This window comes from Mesorhizobium sp. M0862, assembly GCF_040319795.1.
Taxonomy (GTDB): domain Bacteria; phylum Pseudomonadota; class Alphaproteobacteria; order Rhizobiales; family Rhizobiaceae; genus Mesorhizobium.
On the sequence record NZ_JAMYOJ010000004.1, the window covers coordinates 312,472 to 329,764 of the forward strand.

Consider the following 17,293-nt stretch of genomic DNA (forward strand, 5'->3'; position numbering starts at 1 on the left):
GGTGCAAACTCAAACCCGTTCGAGCGCCACCGCGATGCCCTGGCCGACGCCGATGCACATGGTGGCCAGCGCATAGCGGGCGCTGCGCTCGCGCAGTTCCAGTGCCGCGGTGCCAGTGATACGCGCGCCCGACATGCCCAAGGGATGACCAAGCGCGATGGCGCCGCCATTCGGATTGACGTGCTCCGCATTCTCGGAGATGCCGAGTTGACGGAGCACGGCGATCCCTTGGGAGGCGAAGGCTTCGTTGAGTTCGATGACATCGAATTGGTGCGGTGTCAGGCCGAGGCGGGCGCAGAGCTTTTGTGTCGCCGGGGCAGGGCCGATGCCCATGATGCGTGGCGCCACGCCGGCAGCAGCGCCGCCGAGGACGCGGGCGATCGGCGTCAGGCCGTATTTTTTCACAGCCGCTTCGGAGGCGATGATCAGCGCTGCCGCGCCGTCATTGACGCCGGACGCGTTGCCGGCGGTGACGGTGCCGCCCTGGCGGAACGGCGTCGGCAATTTGGCCAGCGACTCGACCGTGGTGCCGGCGCGGGGATGCTCATCCTTCGATACGATAATCGCATCGCCCTTTTTCTGTGGGACCGTCACCGGGGTGATCTCCTTCGCCAGCCGGCCATTGGCCTGTGCCGCGACGGCCTTGTCCTGGCTGCGCACGGCAAAGGCGTCCTGGTCGGCGCGCGACACTGAAAAATCCTCGGCGACGTTCTCGCCGGTCTCCGGCATGGAATCGACGCCATAGTGTTTCTTCATCAGCGGGTTGATGAAGCGCCAGCCAATCGTGGTGTCGTGGATCTCGGCGTGGCGCGAAAAGGCTGTCTCGGCCTTGGGCATGACGAAGGGGGCGCGGCTCATCGATTCGACGCCGCCGGCGATCATCAACTCGGCTTCGCCCGCCTTGATGGCGCGGGCGGCAATGGTGAGCGCATCCATGCCGGAACCGCAGAGGCGATTGACGGTCGAGCCTGAAATTTCCTTCGGCAGTCCGGCCAGGAGCAGCGACATGCGGGCTACATTGCGGTTGTCCTCGCCGGCCTGATTGGCGCAGCCATAGACGACGTCGTCGACAGCCTGCCAGTCGATGCCGGCATTGCGCTCGACCAGCGCCTTCAGCGGGATGGCGCCAAGATCGTCGGCCCGCACCGACGACAGCGAGCCGCCGAATCGGCCGATCGGGGTGCGGATGTAATCGCAGATGAATGCCTCGGTCATGTCATGCGGCCTTTTCTTTACCGCTTCCCTCATGCGCCGCCTTGGTGCGGGCCTGCAGGTCGCGCAATGTCGTCAGCTCGAGTTCCGTCGGCGCCGGCGTTTCGTCAAGCGCCTCGGCGAACTTTACGATCCAGCCACAGCTGTCCTGCACCTGCTGCCGCGTTGCGCCGGGATGCAACGACACCACGGTGAATTCCTTGCTCACCGGATCTGGCTTCCAGATGGCAAGGTCGGTGATCAGCAGCGTCGGCCCTGATGTCTCGATGCCGAGGCGCTGGCGATGGTCGCCGCCATCGCCATGGCCGAAGGAGGTGAAGAAGTCGATCTTCTCGACCATGCCGCGCTTGGACTGCGCCATGGTGATGTAGATCTCCTTCGACGAGGTGGCGATCTCCGGCGCGCCGCCGCCGCCGGGCAGGCGGGTCTTGGGATGCGCATAGTCGCCGATGATGGTGGTGTTGATGTTGCCGAACTTGTCGAGCTGGGCGGCACCGAGGAAACCGATCGAAATGCGGCCGCCCTGCAGCCAGTAACGAAACATCTCCGGCACCGAGACGGTCGTGACGGCGGTGTCGCAAAGTTCGCCGTCACCGATCGACAGCGGCAAAACATCGGGCGCGGTGCCGATGGTGCCGCTTTCATAGATCAGCGTGATGTCGGGCGCATGCGTCAGTCGCGCGACGTTGCAGGCGGCTGACGGCGCGCCAATGCCGACGAAGCAGACATCGTCGTTTTTCAGGGCTCGGCTGGCGGCAATCGTCATCATCTCATTGGGAGTAAAGCCGCTCATCCTGCGCTCCTCAGATGCTTTACGCGGCCGGCGAAATCGTCCGCCGTGCGATCGAGGACATTGGCCTGCATCCAGGTCTGGAATTTTTCACGGTCGGCGGCGATGTCGTCCCATTCGAGATAGGCGGCGTTGTCCCTGGCATAGTAGCCGTGCGCGTAGGAGGGATGCGAACCGCCTGATACCACCGAGATCGCAGCGATGGTCCAGCGCGGCAGCACGGTGAGGTTGGGATGCAGGTCGTCGAAATTGTCGACGACTTCCTCTACCGTCACCACGGCGCGCTTGGCCGCGAGCACCGCTTCCTTCTGGATGCCGATAATGCCTTCGACCAGAACATTGCCTTTTTTGTCGGCCTTCTGAGCGTGGATGAAGGTCACGTCCGGGCGGATGGAAGGAACGGCGGCAAGCACCTCGCCGGTGAACGGGCAGGTGACCGAGCGGATGTTGGGATTGACTGCCGCCAGCCCGGCGCCGCGATAGCCGCGGAACACCGCGCAAGGCAGGCCGGCAGCTCCCGCCTCGTAGGCGTTGGCCATGCCGGCATGGCTGTGCTCCTCGATCTCGATCGACCGGGGGAAGCCGTTCTCGATGGCGTCGCGGGCGCGGCGCAGCAGGCCGACGCCGGGATTGCCGACATAGGAGAAGATGATCTTCTTGGCCATGCCCATGCCGATCATCTGGTCGTAGATCAGGTCGGGGGTCATGCGGATGAGCGTCAGGTCGCGAAAGCCCTGGCGGATGGCCTCATGCGCCGCCGCCGTCGGGATCAGATGCGTGAAGCCTTCGAAGGCGACCGTATCGCCATCATGCAGGTTCTCAGCCACGGCCTGTTTGAGCGGCAGGAAATTGACCATCGCCAAGAACTCCGAAGTTCAAAAAGTTCGTATTGCGAACATTTGTTTTGTATGAGATATTTTTACATCGCGCCGCCGAGACGAGTCAAGGCGGCGCATTGTCTTGCGGAGGCCGCATGGAGGACAAGGCAAAGACGCGCGACCATGTCGGCTCGCTGGAGCGCGGCCTTGCAGTCATGGAGATACTGGCCCGGCATCCGGCCGGGATGACGCTGACCGAAATGGCGGAGGAGGCGGGGCTGACCCGCGCCGGCGCGCGTCGCTTCCTGCTGACGCTGACCGCCACCGGCTATGCCACGCAATCCGGCCGGCAGTTTTCGCTGTCGCCGCGCCTGCTCGCCATCGTGCGCTCTTGGCTCGGCGGCGCCTCGCTGTGGACATTCGCGGCATCCATCATGCGCGACGTCGCGGGCCAATTCGACGAGGCCTGTAACGCGGCGGTGCTGTCGGGCGAGGAAGTCGTCTATGTCGCGCGCATTCCTGGCCGCCGCATCCTCAGCGTTTCGCTCGATGTCGGCACCAGGCTGCCGGCGCATTGCACCTCGATGGGGCGCGTCCTGCTTGCGGGGCTGGGCGCGGATGAGCTGAAGGCCTTGCTTGCAGAGGCGAGGATCGAACGGCGCACGCCGAAGACGATCACCAGCCGCGCCGCGCTGGCCAAGGCCATCGACGCGGCGAGGGTGGATGGCTTTGCCGTCGTCGATGAAGAGCTGGAACTTGGCCTGCGCTCGATAGCGGTGCCGATCTATGACCGCGCCGGCAAGACCGTGGCGGCGATCAACGTCTCGACGCAGTCGGCGCGGTTCTCCGTCGAGGCGATGGAGCGGGATATCCTGCCAGCGCTGCGGACGGCCAAGCAACGGATTGAGGAATTTTTCTTCGTGTGAGCGCAAGGCTAATCGCCTGAGGGAAGCGCTGCCCCCGCTCTGTCTCGGAGACGGGACGCCCTGCGCGGTTAGCGTCGCCATGCGAACAAACGATGCCCGGGGCACCTCCTGAGCACAACGCATATGCGTGAATCCAAATATATGGTTGACGTCGCCCTTCAACTCCAATATCGAACAGGACTATACAGGTTTATTGAACAGGTACCCATATGAAGCGGCGCGCGGTTCAACTTTCTCCCGGCACGGGCAAGCCCGAGCAGATCGCCACCGTTCTCGAACATGAGATCCGCTCCGGCGTGCTTGGCTTCGGCGACCGCCTGCAAAGCGAGAACGAACTCGTCCAGCGCTTTTCCGTCAGCCGCAACACGGTCCGCAAGGGCCTCGAGGAGTTGTCCAGCCGTGGGCTGATCACGACCAAGGTCGGCATCGGCTCCTTCGTCACTTTCGACGGCAAGCCGGTCGATGACAGCATTGGCTGGTCGCGGGCGCTGGCCAATGCCGGCGCCAATGCCGAGACGCGGACGCTGCGGCTTGAAGTGATCGAGGATGCCGATCTTGCCACGCTGCTTGGCATCGAAAGCCCGTTCTTCATCGCCGTCGACCGGGTGCGCACCAATGCAAGCGACGGCCATGCGATCTCCATCGAACGCAGCCGCCTGCCGCTGTCGCCCGAACTGGAGGACGTGCCGCTGCGCGGTCTGCGCGAAGGCTCGCTGCACCAGACGCTGCGCGGCGCCGGCCTCATCCCAGACCATGGCGAGGAATGGGTCGGCATCGAGATGCTGAATGCCGAAGACGCCGCCATTCTCGGCTGCCCGCAAGGCACGCCGTTCCTGCGCGGACGCCGGCTGACGCGTGCGGCCGACGACCGGCCGATCGAATATGTAACCAGCCTGCTCAACCCGGCGCATTTCGCGCTGCATATGAGGTTTTGAGCGATGCCGGACAGAACCAACGACACGCTCGATCGCGCCATGGGCGCGCTTGTCGGTGGGGCGCTCGGTGATGCGCTGGGCATGCCGACGCAGCTTCTGTCGCCGGCGCGGATCGCCGAGCTATACGGCCATGTCGAGGATTTCGTGGCGCCGTTTGCCGATCATCCGGTGTCGAAGGGGCTCGTTGCCGGCACCATCACCGACGATACCGAACAGGCCCTGCTGCTTGGTCGCATTCTCGTCGAGTCCGGCGACCGCTTCGATCATGCGCGCTGGGTGAACGCACTGCTCGACTGGGAGCGCGAGGTCAAGGCGCGCGGCAGCTATGACCTGCTGGGACCATCGACCAAGCGCGCCATCGACGCCATCAATGACGGCGTGCCGGCGGAAGAGGCGGGAAGCCGGGGCGACACCAATGGCGCGGCCATGCGCATCGCGCCGGTCGGCATCATGATGCCGCTGGAACCGCTCGACGCTTTCGTCGCCAAGGTCGCCGACACTTGCCGTGCCACGCACAACACCTCGATCGCCATCGCTTCGGCCGCAGCAGTTGCCGCCGCCGCCAGCCACGGCGTCGCCGGTGGCGACTGGCGTGCCGCTTCCGACAGCGCGGTAGCAGCCGCGCGGCGAGGCGCCCGGCTCGGACATTGGGTGACTGGTGGCGATATCGCCGCGCGTATCGCCTGGGCGCAGGAGCTCGTGCGCGGCAAGACCATGCGGGATGCGATCGGGCTCATCACCGATCTCGTCGGCACCGGTGTGGCCAGCCAGGAGTCCGTGCCGGCAGCTTTCGCCGTGCTTGAAGTCGCGCAGGGCGATCCCTGGCAAGCGGCAATCATCAGCGCCAATCTCGGCGGCGACACCGACACGATCGGCGCGATTGCCTCAGGCATGGCCGGCGCCTGCGTCGGCTTTTCGCAACTGCCGCAACAACACATTGCCGGGCTCGTCGGCATAGATATGGGGGAGGTGCGCTCGCTTGCCGAAGACCTCGTCGCGGCGCGCACGGCAAAGGCCAGCAAGGATGCCGCGGCATGAGTGGGCGTCTGGTCCATATCGGCAGCGCCGTCGTCGACTATGTCTACCGCATCGACGCCTTGCCGGCGCCGGGCTGCGAGAAGACCGCGTCGAGCTTTGCGCAGGTCGCCGGCGGCGGCTTCAACATGATGGTCGCGGCCAGCCGCACCGGCATGACGGTGGTGTTCGGCGGCCAGCTCGGCAGCGGACCGAATGGCGATTTTTTGCGCACCGCGTTTGCGGCCGAAGGCATCATAACGCTGACGTCGCCATCGCCGGTCATGGACAGCGGCAATTGCGTCGCCATGATCTCCGGCGATGCCGAGCGCACCTTCGTGTCGTGGCCCGGTGCGGAGAGCATTCTCAGCCTCGAGATGATGAGGCCCGTGGTGGTCACGTCTGATGATTGGGTGTTCACGTCAGGCTACACGCTGAGCTATCTCGGAAGCCACAACGCGCTGACCGACTGGATCGAGGCGCTGCCAGAAAACATTCCCTTCGTTTTCGATCCAACGCCGGTCATCGCGGATATCCCACGTCCCATCCTGTCGCGGGTACTTGCCCGTACGACATGGCTGAGCTGCAACATGACGGAAGCGGTCGAGATCGCTGGGCAAGGCGATGTCGAGGCACTCGCCGCCCGGCTGCTCGCCGACCACTGCCCAAAGGCCGAAGGCGTCGTTATCCGCGCCGGCGCCAAGGGCTGTTTCGTGAGGTTGGTCAATGGCGAGACGCAGACCATTGCCGGCTTCAAGGTCGATGCCATCGACACCAATGGCGCCGGCGACACCCATATCGGCGGTTTCGTCAGTGCACTCTCGCGCGGCGTGCATCCCTTCGAGGCGGCGCGCTATGCCAATGCGGCGGCAGCACTTTCCGTCACCCGCCATGGCGGCTCATCGGCGCCGACCGACAGCGAGATCCAGACTTTCCTGAGCCAGGCCGCCACGGGCGAGCCGGGCCAGAACCAGAAGGCCCATCAGACAGCCTGACCCGCCAAGCGGGCAAACAAGAGAGGAACGAACATGCGCATGCCAAGACTGACTGCCCTGCTGACGGCGACCGCCGTCATCACCTCCGCGCTCACGCTGGCCGCCAGTGCCGCCGAAGTGCATGTGCTCAACTGGAAGGGCTACGGCGCCGACGAGCCGTGGGCGATCGAAGCCTTCGAAAAGGCGACCGGCAACAAGGTCGTCAACGACTTCTTCAATTCCGAACAGGAAATGCTGACCAAGATCCGCACCAATCCGGGCCTCTATGACGTGGTCATGATCAACGCCGCCTTCAACGATCAGGCGATGGCCGAAAAGCTGATCCAGCCGATCGATGTCTCGAAGCTGCCGAACTATGCCGACATCAGCAAGGACAAGGCGCAATCGCCGATGCTCGACCATGACGGCAAGGTCTATGGCGTGCCGTGGGTGTGGGGCCTGACGGCGCTGGCAATCAACGAAAAGTCCTTCGACAAGCCACCGACCTCGATCGCCGAAATGTGGGACCCAGCGCATAAGGGCCGGGTCGTCATTCGCGACGACGCTGTCGAAGCGGTGCAGTTCGGCGCCATTGCCACCGGTCAGAATATCAACGACATCAAGGATATGGAAGCGGTCAAGGCGAAGCTGACCTCGCTGATGCCGCAGATCAAGACGTTCTGGAGTTCGGAGAACGACTGGAACCAGATGGTCGCCTCCAACCAGATCGACATCGGCACCTATTGGAGCGGCTCGGCCGATCGCGCCAAGACCCACTTCAAGCTGCCGGTCTCGCTGGTCGTTCCGCAGGAAGGCGCCGTCGCCTGGCTCGACGCGTTCTCGATCCCGGTGGGCTCGAAGAATGTCGAAGGTGCGCAGGCCTTCATCAACTGGATGATCGATCCGAAATTCTATGTCGAATGGGTCACCAAGGTCGGCGCTCCGGTGTCGGCCAGCACCAAGGCGGTGGAAGCGCTGCCTGAAGACTCCTTCAACCGCAAGGTGATGGGCGATCCCGAGGTGGCCAAGCGCATCCAGTTCCAGGCGCCGATCACCGACGCGCAGCGCGAGGCCTATCTGGCGCTGTGGCAGCAGCTCAAAGTCGACGTGAAGTAACGCTCACGTCCGGACCAGCCGGCGGTTGGCGCCGGCTGGCCCTTCAATCCTGGGGAGGAGGGTATCATGGCAGTACAGGGTGCGGTCGCGTCGCGCGGCGGGCTGAGATCGGCCCTGCCGCTGCTGGCGCCGGCCTATCTCTGGCTGACGGTGGCGATCTTCCTGCCGCTCTCGGCCATGGTATTCTTCTCCTTCATGACCGACCTGCCGCTGTCGGGAAAGCCGTGGGCGTTCACCCTTGGCAATTACGCCGCCTTCTTCTCGCAGAGCCTGTACCTGACGCTGCTGCTCGCTTCGCTGCGGCTCGGCCTCGAAGTGACTTTGTGGTGCGTCGTCATCGGCTACCCCGCCGCCTATGTGCTGGCCAAGGTGCTGAAGGGGCGCAGCCGCGAGGCGATCTTCCTGCTGGTCATCCTGCCGTTCTGGTCGAACGGGCTGGTGCGCATCTTCTCCTGGGCGATGGTGCTGCGCGAGGGCGGCATCCTCGACACGGCGCTCAACGCCGTGCTGCCGTTCAAGATCAACATCGACCTGATGTATTCCTATCCCGCAATCATCATCGGCCTGGTGCACTCCTACGTGCCCTATATGGTGCTGACCTGCTATCTCACGCTGCAGGCAATCGACGACTCGCTGATCGAGGCCGGGCGCTCGCTCGGCGCCTCGCGGCTGCAGGTGCTGAAGCGGGTGATCATCCCGCTGTCTATGCCCGGCCTGGTGGCAGGTGCGGCACTGATCTTCGTGCCGGTCGTCGGCTCGTTCATGGAGCCGCGCATTCTCGGCGGTCGCACCGGCACCTTCTACGGCACGGTGATCGAAGACCAGTTCGTCGCCGTGTTCAACTGGCCGCTTGGCGCGGCATTGTCGTTCATCCTGCTCGCCGTCGTGCTGGTCATCCTCGCAGTTGCCTCGCCGGTGCTGAAGAGGGCCGCGTGATGAAGACCACCCGCATCCTCCAAGGGCTGGGCCGGTTTTACATCTTCCTGCTGCTCGCCTTCCTCTATCTGCCGATCATCATCATGGCGCTGATGTCGTTCAACGTCTCGCCCTTCTACCAATTGCCGTTCGAATGGACGACGGAATGGTATGCCTCGCTCTGGCAGAACGACCAGCTGATCGCGGCCACCTGGAACAGCCTCAAGATCGCGGTCATCACCACGCTCATCTCAGTGGTGCTTGGCTCGGCCGCTTCGCTGGCGCTGTTCCGCTATGATTTCCGCGGCAAGAAAGTGCTGCAGGCGCTGCTGTTTCCGCCAATCGCCATTCCGTGGCTGATCACCGGCACGGCGATGCTGATCTTCTTCTTCGGCGTCGGCATTGGCCGCGGCCTGTTCGCCATCCTGCTCGGCCATGTGGCGCTAGCGCTGCCCTATGTCATCGTCGTCGTCTCGGCCCGGCTGCAGACTTTTGCACCGGAGCTGGAAGAGGCGGCGCGCTCGCTCGGCGCCAACCAGTGGCAAGTGACGAGGCGTGTGACGCTGCCGTGGATCATGCCCGGCGTCATTGCCGGCGGCTTGTTCGCATTTGCCGTGTCGTTCGACCAGTTCGTCGTCTCCTACTTCCTGGCGACGCCGGGCCAGACGACGCTGCCGGTCGAAATCTACGCCGCGATCCGCAAGGGTTTCACGCCCGAGATCAACGCGGTCTCGACCATCATCATCGTCGTGTCGATGGCGCTGATGCTGCTCACGGCGCGCTTCTTCAAATTCGGCGGAGAGAAATAATGGCCGGCGTGCAGGTATCGAACGTCTCCCGCAGTTTTGGCGCGCACAAGGCGCTGGACGACGTCTCCATCGATTTCGCCGATGGCGGTTTCTATGGGCTGCTTGGCCCCTCGGGCAGCGGCAAGACCACGCTGCTGCGCCAGATCGCCGGCTTCGACTTTCCCGATACTGGCCGCATCACCATTGGCGGTGAGAGTGTGGAACGCGTGCCGGTCGAAAAGCGACGCATCGGCATGGTGTTCCAGAACTATGCGCTGTTTCCCAATATGAGCGTCGCCGATAATGTCGCCTTCGGCCTGTCGGTGCGCGGCGAAACGAAAGCGACGATCGCCACCGAAGTGCAGCGCGCGCTCGATCTGGTTCAGCTCGGCAAGCTCGGCGAGCGCCGGCCGCACCAGCTCTCCGGCGGCCAACGCCAGCGTGTGGCGCTGGCACGGGCCATCGTCACCAAGCCGCGAGTGCTGCTGCTCGACGAGCCGCTCGGCGCGCTCGACAAGGCGCTGCGCGTCGACATGCAGATCGAGCTGAAGCGCATCCAGCGCGAGATCGGCATCACCACCATCTTCGTCACCCACGACCAGGAAGAGGCGCTGACGATGAGCGACCGCATCGGCATATTGCGGGACGGCAGGCTCGTGCAGGAAGGGCCGCCGGAGGAAATCTACGACCGGCCGAAGAGTGAATTCGCCGCCACCTTCCTCGGTGACGCCAATATCCTTCGCGGCGATGCGACCAGCAACGGCATCCGGCTGCCTGATGGCACGGCGATTGCCGCCGGGGTGGGTGGTCGGCTTGCCGCCGGCACAAAGGCCAGCTGCGCCGTGCGACCCGAACGCATTCGTATCGCCACCGATGCCGAGGCATCGAGCGGCAATGCCAACACGCTGAAGGGGCAAGTCTCCAAGCGCATCTTCGCCGGCAACAACAGCACCTATTTCGTCGAGCGCGCCGGCCAGACGTTGAAAGTCATCGTCCAAAATACCGGCAGTGACCGGCTGGCCGAGGGCCAGGATGTGGTGCTCAGCTGGTCGCCGGAAAGCACCGTGCTGATTGCCGCAAACTAGTTCGCACCGTCACCCCGGCATGGTTCTGATGGGAATTGATGGAGCGGACCTTGGCTGATGGGCCTGCCATGGCGTTATATCCTGTCGTCCAAGGGAGGAATGGATGGCAGGCCAGGGTTTCGAGCCGGATGTGAGGGTTCGCACCAGCGAATACCGGATCGGTTGCATCGGCGCCGGCATGATCATGGCCGAATGCCATCTTGCCGCCTATGCGCAGGCCGGTTTCCCAGTCGTCGCCATCGCCTCGCGCACCAAGGCCAGCGCCGAGAAGGTAGCTGCACGCTGGAGCATTCCGACCGTCCACGACACGCCGGAACAACTGATCGAGAATCCCGAGATCGAGATCGTCGACCTTGCGTTTCCGCCCGATCTGCAGCCGGCGCTGATCCGCCATGCGCTGAAGCAGCCTCACATCAAGGCGATCCTGGCGCAGAAGCCACTGGCGCTGTCGGTCGATGAAGCCGTGAAGCTGCGCGACGAGGCAGCCAAGTCAGGCAAGATCCTCTCGGTCAACCAGAACATGCGCTACGACCAATCGATGCGCGTCTTGAAGCAGATCATCGACAGCGGCGCGCTGGGCGACATCGTCTTTGCGCAGATCGACATGCATGCGATCCCGCACTGGCAGACTTTCCTTCAGGACTACGACCGGCTGACGCTCGCCAATATGAGCGTGCATCATCTCGACGTGCTGCGCTTCCTGTTCGGCGATCCCTCGGAAATCACCACGCTGACACGCAAGGACCCGCGCACGACATTCGAGCATAGCGACGGCATCACCGTCTCGACGCTGCGCTTTCCCTCCGGCGTGCTCGCCGTGTCGTTGGAGGATGTCTGGTCCGGACCGCGCCAGGAGGGCTATCTGGACGACCAGCACATCAACTGGCGCGTCGACGGCACCAAGGGTGTCGCGAAGGGCACCATCGGCTGGCCGAAAGGCGCTGCCTCGACGCTGACCTATGCGTCGACCGAGACGACGGATGGCAAGTGGGTCAGCCCGAGCTGGGACACGATGTGGTTCCCGCATGCCTTCATCGGCGTGATGGAGCAATTGCAGCATGCGGTAAAGACAGGCGCGCCGCCGGCATTATCGGTTGCCGACAACGTCAAGACGATGGCGCTGGTCGAGGCCGGCTACCGCTCGATGGCGCAAGGCCGCACCGTCAAGCTGTCCGAGATATCGATCGACTGAACATGCCGCCGAATAGCGTGGCGGCTGAATCGCTCACAGGGAGAAGTTCACATCATGATGCAGGCAGGTATATTCACCGGCTATTTCCCCTATGAGCTCGCCGAGGCCGCCCGCCGCATCCGTGCACTCGGCTTCAACACGGTGCAGCTCGACATGCATTTCAGGGATGTCGATCTCACGGCCGGGCAGATCACCGGGGACAAGGCGAGGACAGTGCGCGACACGTTTCGCGACCACAATCTGCCGGTCTGCTGCATCTCGGGCTACACCAACATCATCCATCCCGACAAATCCGAGCGCGAGAAGCGCGTCGGCTATCTCAAGGAAATCATCCGCAATGCGCGCGACTTCGGCTCGCCCTACGTGATCTCGGAGACCGGCACCTACAACACCGAATCCGACTGGGTGCATCATCCCAAAAACAAGACCGAGGAAGGCTTCGAGGAATGCCGCAAGGTGATCTCGGATCTTGCCCAGACGGCTTACGACCATGGCGCGGTGTTCCTGCTCGAAACTTATGTCAACAATGTCGTCGGTTCGGTCGAGGAGACGGTCAAAATGTTCGCGCAGGTCGACCATCCGGGCCTCGGCCTGCTGATGGATCCGACCAATTATTTCGAGGCGCACAATATCGACCGCATGGACCAGGTGCTGAACCAGGTGTTCGACACGCTGGCCGACAAGATCCGGATCGCGCATGCCAAGGATGTGAAACGCTCCGGCAGCGACAAGACGGAAAAGCATGCCGATATCGGCGATGCGGATGCGCATGAGGGGCTGACCTTCCGCGGCGTCGGCGAGATCGAATTGCCGGCGCCCGGTCTCGGCTCGCTCAACTACGACCTCTATCTGAAGCGGCTCAGCGAAAAGCACCCGAACATCCCGGTCATCATCGAGCATCTGACCGAGGACGACGTGCCGCGCGCAAAGACATTCCTCGACGGGAAATTCCGCGCCAACGGTCTCTAAGGGCAGGGCGAGACGGTGATGCCGGCGGCCAAGACAAAGCGCGATTACAGCCTGGTCGGCGAAAGCACCCGCCGGGCGATCGAGACCGGGCTGGCCTCGGCCGAGTGGTATCACACCGACGTGCCGCGCAAGGCAATGAAGGAACTGATGCAGCGCTCCGATGGGCCGGCGATCCGCGATACCATCATCTGGATCGCTGCGATCCTGGGCTCGGCCGCCGGCATCATCTGGTTCTGGGGCACGTGGTGGGTGGTGCCGTTCCTGCTCGTCTATGGCGTGCTGTATGGATCGTCGAGCGACTCGCGCTGGCATGAATGCGGCCATGGCACCGCCTTCCGCACACGCTGGATGAACGATGCGATCTACGAAATCGCCAGCTTCATGGTGGTGCGCAATCCGGTGCAATGGCGCTGGAGTCATGCGCGGCATCACACCGACACGATCATCGTCGGCCGTGACGCCGAGATCGCGGTAATGCGGCCGCCAAATCTGGTCAAGGCGGCGCTTGCCTTCACCGGCATTCTCGATTTCCGTTATTCGCTGCCGATTCTGGCGCGCCAGGCGTTGGGCAAGCTGTCGGACGACGAAAAGAGCTACATTCCTGAGACCGAACAGGGCAAGGCCATCACGGCGGCGCGCTGGCATGCCGCCGTGTACGTTGCGACGATCGCCCTCGCGATCGCGCTGGGTTCATGGCTGCCGCTGGTGCTGATCGGCCTGCCGCGTCTTTATGGCAGCTGGCACATGGTTCTGACCGGCCTGCTCCAGCATATCGGGTTGGCTGACAATGTCGTCGACCACCGGCTGAACACGCGCACCGTCTACATGAACCCGGTCAGCCGCTTCATCTACTGGAACATGAATTACCACGTCGAGCATCACATGTTTCCGATGGTGCCCTACCATGCTGCCGAGGCTGCACGAGCTGATCAAGCACGACCTGCCGGCGGCGAACCCGTCCATATGGCATGCCTATCGCGAGGTCGGGCCGGTGCTGCTGAAGCAGCTGCGGTACGAGGATTATTTCCTCAAGCGCGAATTGCCGCCGACGGCGCGGCCCTATCGCGGTGAATTTCACGAGCTCGATATGTCGGCGGCGGCCGAGTAGCGAATAAACCACCCGCCTTCTATCCGGCCTGTTACGGGGCCGGTAAGGTGACCGGGAAAAGCAACCAGCCAACAGGGACATCCCGATGAGCCGAAAGAGACCGACCGTCGCCGATCTGCGCGCCATGAAGGGCAAGCGCCAGCTGACCATGCTGCGCGTTCTGACCATGGACGAGGCCGAGGCTGCCGAGCGGGCAGGGGTCGATATCGTCTCGGTGCCGCCCGAGCTGGTGCTCAACCCTGAGTATCGCGATGCGGCGCCTAGCCTGTTCACCATGCCGGGCGAGAACTTCTATGAAATAGGCACGGCGGACGATTTCCTGCGCTGGGCGTTCCGGCTCTACAAGGCCGGAGCCGACGCCGTTTATTGCAGCGCCGGTTTCGCCACCGTGAAGCGGCTCGCCGACGACGCGATCCCCGTGATCGGCCATGTCGGCCTCATTCCGTCCCGCGCCACCTGGACCGGCGGCTTCAAGGCCGTCGGCAAGACCGCCGACACCGCCATGCAGATTTTTGAGGCGGTCAAGCAGTATGAGGCCGTTGGAGCGCTTGGCGCCGAGATCGAAGTGGTGCCGGTCGAGGTGGCGAAGGCGATCTCAGAACGGACCTCGCTGATCATGCTGTCGATGGGTGCCGGCACCGGCTGCGACGCGCAGTATCTGTTCGCCGACGATATTCTTGGCCAGAACCGGGGCCACATGCCGCGCCATTCCAAGGTCTACCGCAACTTCGCCGCCGAGTACGATCGCCTGCAGGCCGAACGCGTCGCGGCGTTTTCCGAGTACGTTGCCGACGTCGATAGCGGCGCCTATCCGGAAGACAGGCATGTCGTGCGCATGGATCCGGCCGAGCTCAGCCTGTTCATGAAACGGGTGGACGCAAAGGGCTGACTACTCGGCCTCTTTGCCGGTCGTCGCAGCGCCTTGCCATGTTCCGTCGGCGAGCATTGCGTGGAGCACCTCGGCGTCTGTTCCCAGCGGCCGGTCTTCCCTCGGCATCGCTACATGCGCGCGCACCGCGGTATGGACCGCTGCTGTGCCGGGCGCCAGCTTGAGACCGTCGCGCAGGTCCACGGCTTGCGCGGCGGCCATCAGTTCGAAGGCGATCAGCCGTCGCCACAGCGCGATCATCCCGGCGCATTTCGACACGGCAAGCGGCGTCTGCGTGGCGTGGTCCTCTACGCCTTCGGACACGGCCAGGAAATCCAGCATCACCGGATTGGCCTTGTGGCGGATGCCGGCCAGGATTGCCGTTGCCGTCTTTTGCAGCGGCACGAAACCGGCCGAGGCGCCGCCAACCGGCGACAGATATCTGGGCAGACCGTTGCGGCCGGAGCCGGCGAGCTGGATGAAGCGGGCAACGCTTGCCGCGGCGCATTGTGCGATCGCCAGGCCGAGCGTCTCGAAGGCCAGCGCCAGCGATGCGGTGTGGAAATTGCCGGTCGACAGAACCAGCCCGTCATCGCCCAGCACCAGTGGATTGTCGGCGGCGGCATTGAGTTCGATCTCCAGCGCCAGCCGCGCCTGGTCGATCGCCTGGATCAATGCACCATGGATCGACGGCATGCAGCGGATCGACAGCGGGTCCTGCAGGGTGGTCGGCGCCGGCTCTTCGTCGCGGGCAAGCAGGTAGCGCAAGCCCTTGGCCGCGAGTTGCTGGCAGGCTGCCGGCCGCGCCAGATGCAGGCGCGGATCGAGGATGGTGCGGTTGGCGCCAAACCCTTCCATGGTCAGCGCGCCGGCCTGCTGCTGTTGCGCAAAGGCCGACAGCGCGTCGGCCAGTACCAACGCGCCAGTGCCGGCTGATACCGCCGAGGCGTTGATCAGCGACAGGCCGTCTTTCGGCGCCAGGCTGATCGGAGCCAACCGCGCCATCATCAACGCCTTGGCCGCCGGCATGCGCCGACCCTGATAGTCAGCTTCGCCGTCGCCGGTCAGCAGACGGGCGAGCGCCGCCATCAGCACGAGATCGCCGGCGCCGATCGAGCCCAACTGCGGCATTACCGGATGCACGCCGGCATTGAGCGCATCGACAAGGGCGGTGAAAGCCGCCGGCGAAATGCCGGAGCCGCCGACTGCCAGCATCGCTGCGCGCGCAAGCATGGTCGCCCGCACCGCCTCTTGGGGCAACGGTTCGCCGACAGCGCCGCTTCGCCCTTCCAGCAACTGGCGCTGGAAGGCGCTGGCATCGCCCTCGACCGATGTGCCGAGATTGGCGCCGAGCCCGGTGTTGAGCCCATAGATTTGCTGACCGGACGCGGCGACCTGATCGAGCACTTTTCGCGCTTTGTCGAGCCTCTCGATGACAGCAGGCTCAACCTCCACCTTGCGGCCGGCGCGGGCGACCGCCGCGACATCCTCGACGCTGACGCCGGCGCCGGTGAGGACGAGCGCGCTCATGCGAAGCGCAGCCTCTGGCCGATGCCTTTATCAGCAGCCTTGGCCAGCATCGCCTTGCCCAGCGCAATGTCGGACAGCGACAGGCCGCGATGCCAGAACAGGATCGTCTCGTCGTCGCTTTCGCGTCCAGCTTTGAGGCCGGCGGCGATCTGGCCGAGTTCGGCATGCAGCGTCTTTTCGCTCAGCCTTCCGGTTTCGACATGGGCGCGCAGCGAGCCGAACTTGCCGCCCTTGCACTGGCCCCAATCGTCGACGACCATTTTCTGCATGATGTCGGTCAGCGACAGCTCCACCGCGCTCATCGTGCCGTAGGGCACGACCAGTGCACCAGGCTTGATCCATTCGGTCTTGAGCAGCGGCTGCGGCTCCGGCAGCCGCGAGGCTTCGACGACGATGTCGGCGCCCTTGATGCAGCTTTCCCAGTCGGCAACCGCGGTAACTTTCTTGCCGAGATCGGCCGAGAGTTTGGCAGCGAAGCCGTCGCGGCTTTCCGGGCGGCGCGAATGGACGCGGATCTCGTCGAAGTCGAAGAGATGGTCGAGCAGGCGCACATTCCAATAGGCGGTGCCGCGCGCGCCGATATGGGCCAGCACCTTGGAGTTCTTGCGCGCCAGATGTTTGGCGCCGATAGCGGTGACGGCGCCGGTGCGCATGTCGGTGATGACGGTGGCGTCGAGAATGGCGCGCGGCGTGCCGGTGCGCGGATCGAACAGGTTTAGAATGCCAAATTCTGAAGGGAGCCCGTGCAGATAATTGTCGACATAGTCGCCGACGATTTTCACGCCCGCCGTATCGAGCGGCGCAACGTAGCCGCGCAGAACGTTGAAATGGCCATGGAAGGAAGGGTCGGGTTCAAGATGGACGCGCGGCTCGATCACCGTCTGGCCATTGCCTTGCGCGATAAGCCCGGCTTCGACAGCGGCAATGATTTCGCCGTCGGTCATCTCCAGGGCTTCGATATCTAGGGCATTGAGGTAGTCGATATAGATAGGCTTCATGCAATGTCCTTGGCCGCCCGCCCATCCATAACAGGCTGCGAGCCGACACGGAAGT

The 17,293-nt window shown here is 64.0% G+C and carries 16 protein-coding genes and 1 pseudogene; 12 read left to right on the plus strand and 5 right to left on the minus strand.

The genetic code is table 11. The features are described 5' to 3' along the window. Window positions 1–9: 9 nt before the first annotated feature. From pcaF to NKI15_RS08590, 3 genes are read right to left on the minus strand one after another with little or no spacing between them, the layout of a single operon-like run. Complete coding sequence (gene pcaF / locus NKI15_RS08580) at window positions 10–1,215, minus strand: 3-oxoadipyl-CoA thiolase (RefSeq protein WP_031205590.1); 1,206 nt, start codon at window positions 1,213–1,215, stop codon at window positions 10–12. 1 nt (window position 1,216) lies between these two features. Continuing rightward, window positions 1,217–2,005, minus strand: a complete 789-nt coding sequence (locus NKI15_RS08585) for a CoA-transferase subunit beta (protein WP_023729436.1) — start codon at window positions 2,003–2,005, stop codon at window positions 1,217–1,219. After that, window positions 2,002–2,859 (minus strand): CoA transferase subunit A, encoded by an 858-nt coding sequence (locus NKI15_RS08590; protein WP_023729435.1) that lies wholly within the window; start codon window positions 2,857–2,859, stop codon window positions 2,002–2,004. Before NKI15_RS08590 ends, NKI15_RS08585 begins: the two co-directional genes overlap by 4 nt. 116 nt (window positions 2,860–2,975) lie before the next feature. On the opposite strand from NKI15_RS08590, the gene NKI15_RS08595 reads away from it, so the two are divergent. The 12 genes and pseudogenes from NKI15_RS08595 to NKI15_RS08650 all read left to right on the plus strand — a co-directional run bounded on the left by NKI15_RS08595 (window position 2,976) and on the right by NKI15_RS08650 (window position 14,731). Continuing rightward, on the plus strand, window positions 2,976–3,746 hold the full coding sequence (locus NKI15_RS08595) for an IclR family transcriptional regulator domain-containing protein (RefSeq protein ID WP_023729434.1): 771 nt from the start codon (window positions 2,976–2,978) through the stop codon (window positions 3,744–3,746). A 209-nt stretch (window positions 3,747–3,955) separates the two neighbouring features. Further along, window positions 3,956–4,681, plus strand: a complete 726-nt coding sequence (locus NKI15_RS08600) for a GntR family transcriptional regulator (protein WP_023685264.1) — start codon at window positions 3,956–3,958, stop codon at window positions 4,679–4,681. Between the two features lie 3 nt (window positions 4,682–4,684). Next, window positions 4,685–5,719: an ADP-ribosylglycohydrolase family protein gene (locus NKI15_RS08605; protein WP_023821828.1), complete on the plus strand. Its 1,035-nt coding sequence runs from the start codon at window positions 4,685–4,687 to the stop codon at window positions 5,717–5,719. Further along, the gene (locus NKI15_RS08610; RefSeq protein WP_352515220.1) at window positions 5,716–6,690 is read left to right on the plus strand and encodes a PfkB family carbohydrate kinase; all 975 of its coding nucleotides are present in this window, start codon (window positions 5,716–5,718) and stop codon (window positions 6,688–6,690) included. The genes NKI15_RS08605 and NKI15_RS08610 overlap by 4 nt, the downstream gene beginning before the upstream one ends. Window positions 6,691–6,723: 33 nt before the next feature. Further along, window positions 6,724–7,785, plus strand: a complete 1,062-nt coding sequence (locus tag NKI15_RS08615) for an ABC transporter substrate-binding protein (RefSeq protein ID WP_352886007.1) — start codon at window positions 6,724–6,726, stop codon at window positions 7,783–7,785. A gap of 66 nt (window positions 7,786–7,851) precedes the next feature. Beyond that, complete coding sequence (locus NKI15_RS08620) at window positions 7,852–8,721, plus strand: ABC transporter permease (RefSeq protein WP_352791002.1); 870 nt, start codon at window positions 7,852–7,854, stop codon at window positions 8,719–8,721. Beyond that, on the plus strand, window positions 8,721–9,509 hold the full coding sequence (locus NKI15_RS08625; RefSeq protein ID WP_352497992.1) for an ABC transporter permease: 789 nt from the start codon (window positions 8,721–8,723) through the stop codon (window positions 9,507–9,509). The genes NKI15_RS08620 and NKI15_RS08625 overlap by 1 nt, the downstream gene beginning before the upstream one ends. Then, window positions 9,509–10,573, plus strand: coding sequence for an ABC transporter ATP-binding protein (locus NKI15_RS08630; RefSeq protein ID WP_352515218.1), 1,065 nt, complete (start codon window positions 9,509–9,511; stop codon window positions 10,571–10,573). The genes NKI15_RS08625 and NKI15_RS08630 overlap by 1 nt, the downstream gene beginning before the upstream one ends. A gap of 103 nt (window positions 10,574–10,676) precedes the next feature. Then, window positions 10,677–11,765: a Gfo/Idh/MocA family protein gene (locus NKI15_RS08635; protein WP_352515217.1), complete on the plus strand. Its 1,089-nt coding sequence runs from the start codon at window positions 10,677–10,679 to the stop codon at window positions 11,763–11,765. 54 nt (window positions 11,766–11,819) lie between these two features. Further along, the gene (locus tag NKI15_RS08640) at window positions 11,820–12,734 is read left to right on the plus strand and encodes a sugar phosphate isomerase/epimerase family protein (protein ID WP_023668170.1); all 915 of its coding nucleotides are present in this window, start codon (window positions 11,820–11,822) and stop codon (window positions 12,732–12,734) included. An 18-nt stretch (window positions 12,735–12,752) separates the two neighbouring features. Beyond that, window positions 12,753–13,842 (plus strand): annotated as a pseudogene (locus NKI15_RS08645) (fatty acid desaturase family protein). Between the two features lie 85 nt (window positions 13,843–13,927). Beyond that, window positions 13,928–14,731, plus strand: coding sequence for a 3-methyl-2-oxobutanoate hydroxymethyltransferase (locus NKI15_RS08650; RefSeq protein ID WP_023725437.1), 804 nt, complete (start codon window positions 13,928–13,930; stop codon window positions 14,729–14,731). On the opposite strand, the gene NKI15_RS08655 is transcribed toward NKI15_RS08650, so the two are convergent. Further along, window positions 14,732–16,240, minus strand: coding sequence for an HAL/PAL/TAL family ammonia-lyase (locus tag NKI15_RS08655; protein ID WP_352886011.1), 1,509 nt, complete (start codon window positions 16,238–16,240; stop codon window positions 14,732–14,734). Beyond that, window positions 16,237–17,238 (minus strand): ornithine cyclodeaminase family protein, encoded by a 1,002-nt coding sequence (locus tag NKI15_RS08660; RefSeq protein ID WP_023746982.1) that lies wholly within the window; start codon window positions 17,236–17,238, stop codon window positions 16,237–16,239. Before NKI15_RS08660 ends, NKI15_RS08655 begins: the two co-directional genes overlap by 4 nt. Window positions 17,239–17,293: the final 55 nt, after the last annotated feature.

Bases quoted from the DNA above. Each gene is read 5' to 3' on its own strand.
- pcaF (WP_031205590.1), bottom strand. From the start codon at position 1,215: ATGACCGAGGCATTCATCTGCGATTACATCCGCACCCCGATCGGCCGA.
- NKI15_RS08585 (WP_023729436.1), bottom strand. From the start codon at position 2,005: ATGAGCGGCTTTACTCCCAATGAGATGATGACGATTGCCGCCAGCCGA.
- NKI15_RS08590 (WP_023729435.1), bottom strand. From the start codon at position 2,859: ATGGTCAATTTCCTGCCGCTCAAACAGGCCGTGGCTGAGAACCTGCAT.
- NKI15_RS08595 (WP_023729434.1), top strand. From the start codon at position 2,976: ATGGAGGACAAGGCAAAGACGCGCGACCATGTCGGCTCGCTGGAGCGC.
- NKI15_RS08600 (WP_023685264.1), top strand. From the start codon at position 3,956: ATGAAGCGGCGCGCGGTTCAACTTTCTCCCGGCACGGGCAAGCCCGAG.
- NKI15_RS08605 (WP_023821828.1), top strand. From the start codon at position 4,685: ATGCCGGACAGAACCAACGACACGCTCGATCGCGCCATGGGCGCGCTT.
- NKI15_RS08610 (WP_352515220.1), top strand. From the start codon at position 5,716: ATGAGTGGGCGTCTGGTCCATATCGGCAGCGCCGTCGTCGACTATGTC.
- NKI15_RS08615 (WP_352886007.1), top strand. From the start codon at position 6,724: ATGCGCATGCCAAGACTGACTGCCCTGCTGACGGCGACCGCCGTCATC.
- NKI15_RS08620 (WP_352791002.1), top strand. From the start codon at position 7,852: ATGGCAGTACAGGGTGCGGTCGCGTCGCGCGGCGGGCTGAGATCGGCC.
- NKI15_RS08625 (WP_352497992.1), top strand. From the start codon at position 8,721: ATGAAGACCACCCGCATCCTCCAAGGGCTGGGCCGGTTTTACATCTTC.
- NKI15_RS08630 (WP_352515218.1), top strand. From the start codon at position 9,509: ATGGCCGGCGTGCAGGTATCGAACGTCTCCCGCAGTTTTGGCGCGCAC.
- NKI15_RS08635 (WP_352515217.1), top strand. From the start codon at position 10,677: ATGGCAGGCCAGGGTTTCGAGCCGGATGTGAGGGTTCGCACCAGCGAA.
- NKI15_RS08640 (WP_023668170.1), top strand. From the start codon at position 11,820: ATGATGCAGGCAGGTATATTCACCGGCTATTTCCCCTATGAGCTCGCC.
- NKI15_RS08650 (WP_023725437.1), top strand. From the start codon at position 13,928: ATGAGCCGAAAGAGACCGACCGTCGCCGATCTGCGCGCCATGAAGGGC.
- NKI15_RS08655 (WP_352886011.1), bottom strand. From the start codon at position 16,240: ATGAGCGCGCTCGTCCTCACCGGCGCCGGCGTCAGCGTCGAGGATGTC.
- NKI15_RS08660 (WP_023746982.1), bottom strand. From the start codon at position 17,238: ATGAAGCCTATCTATATCGACTACCTCAATGCCCTAGATATCGAAGCC.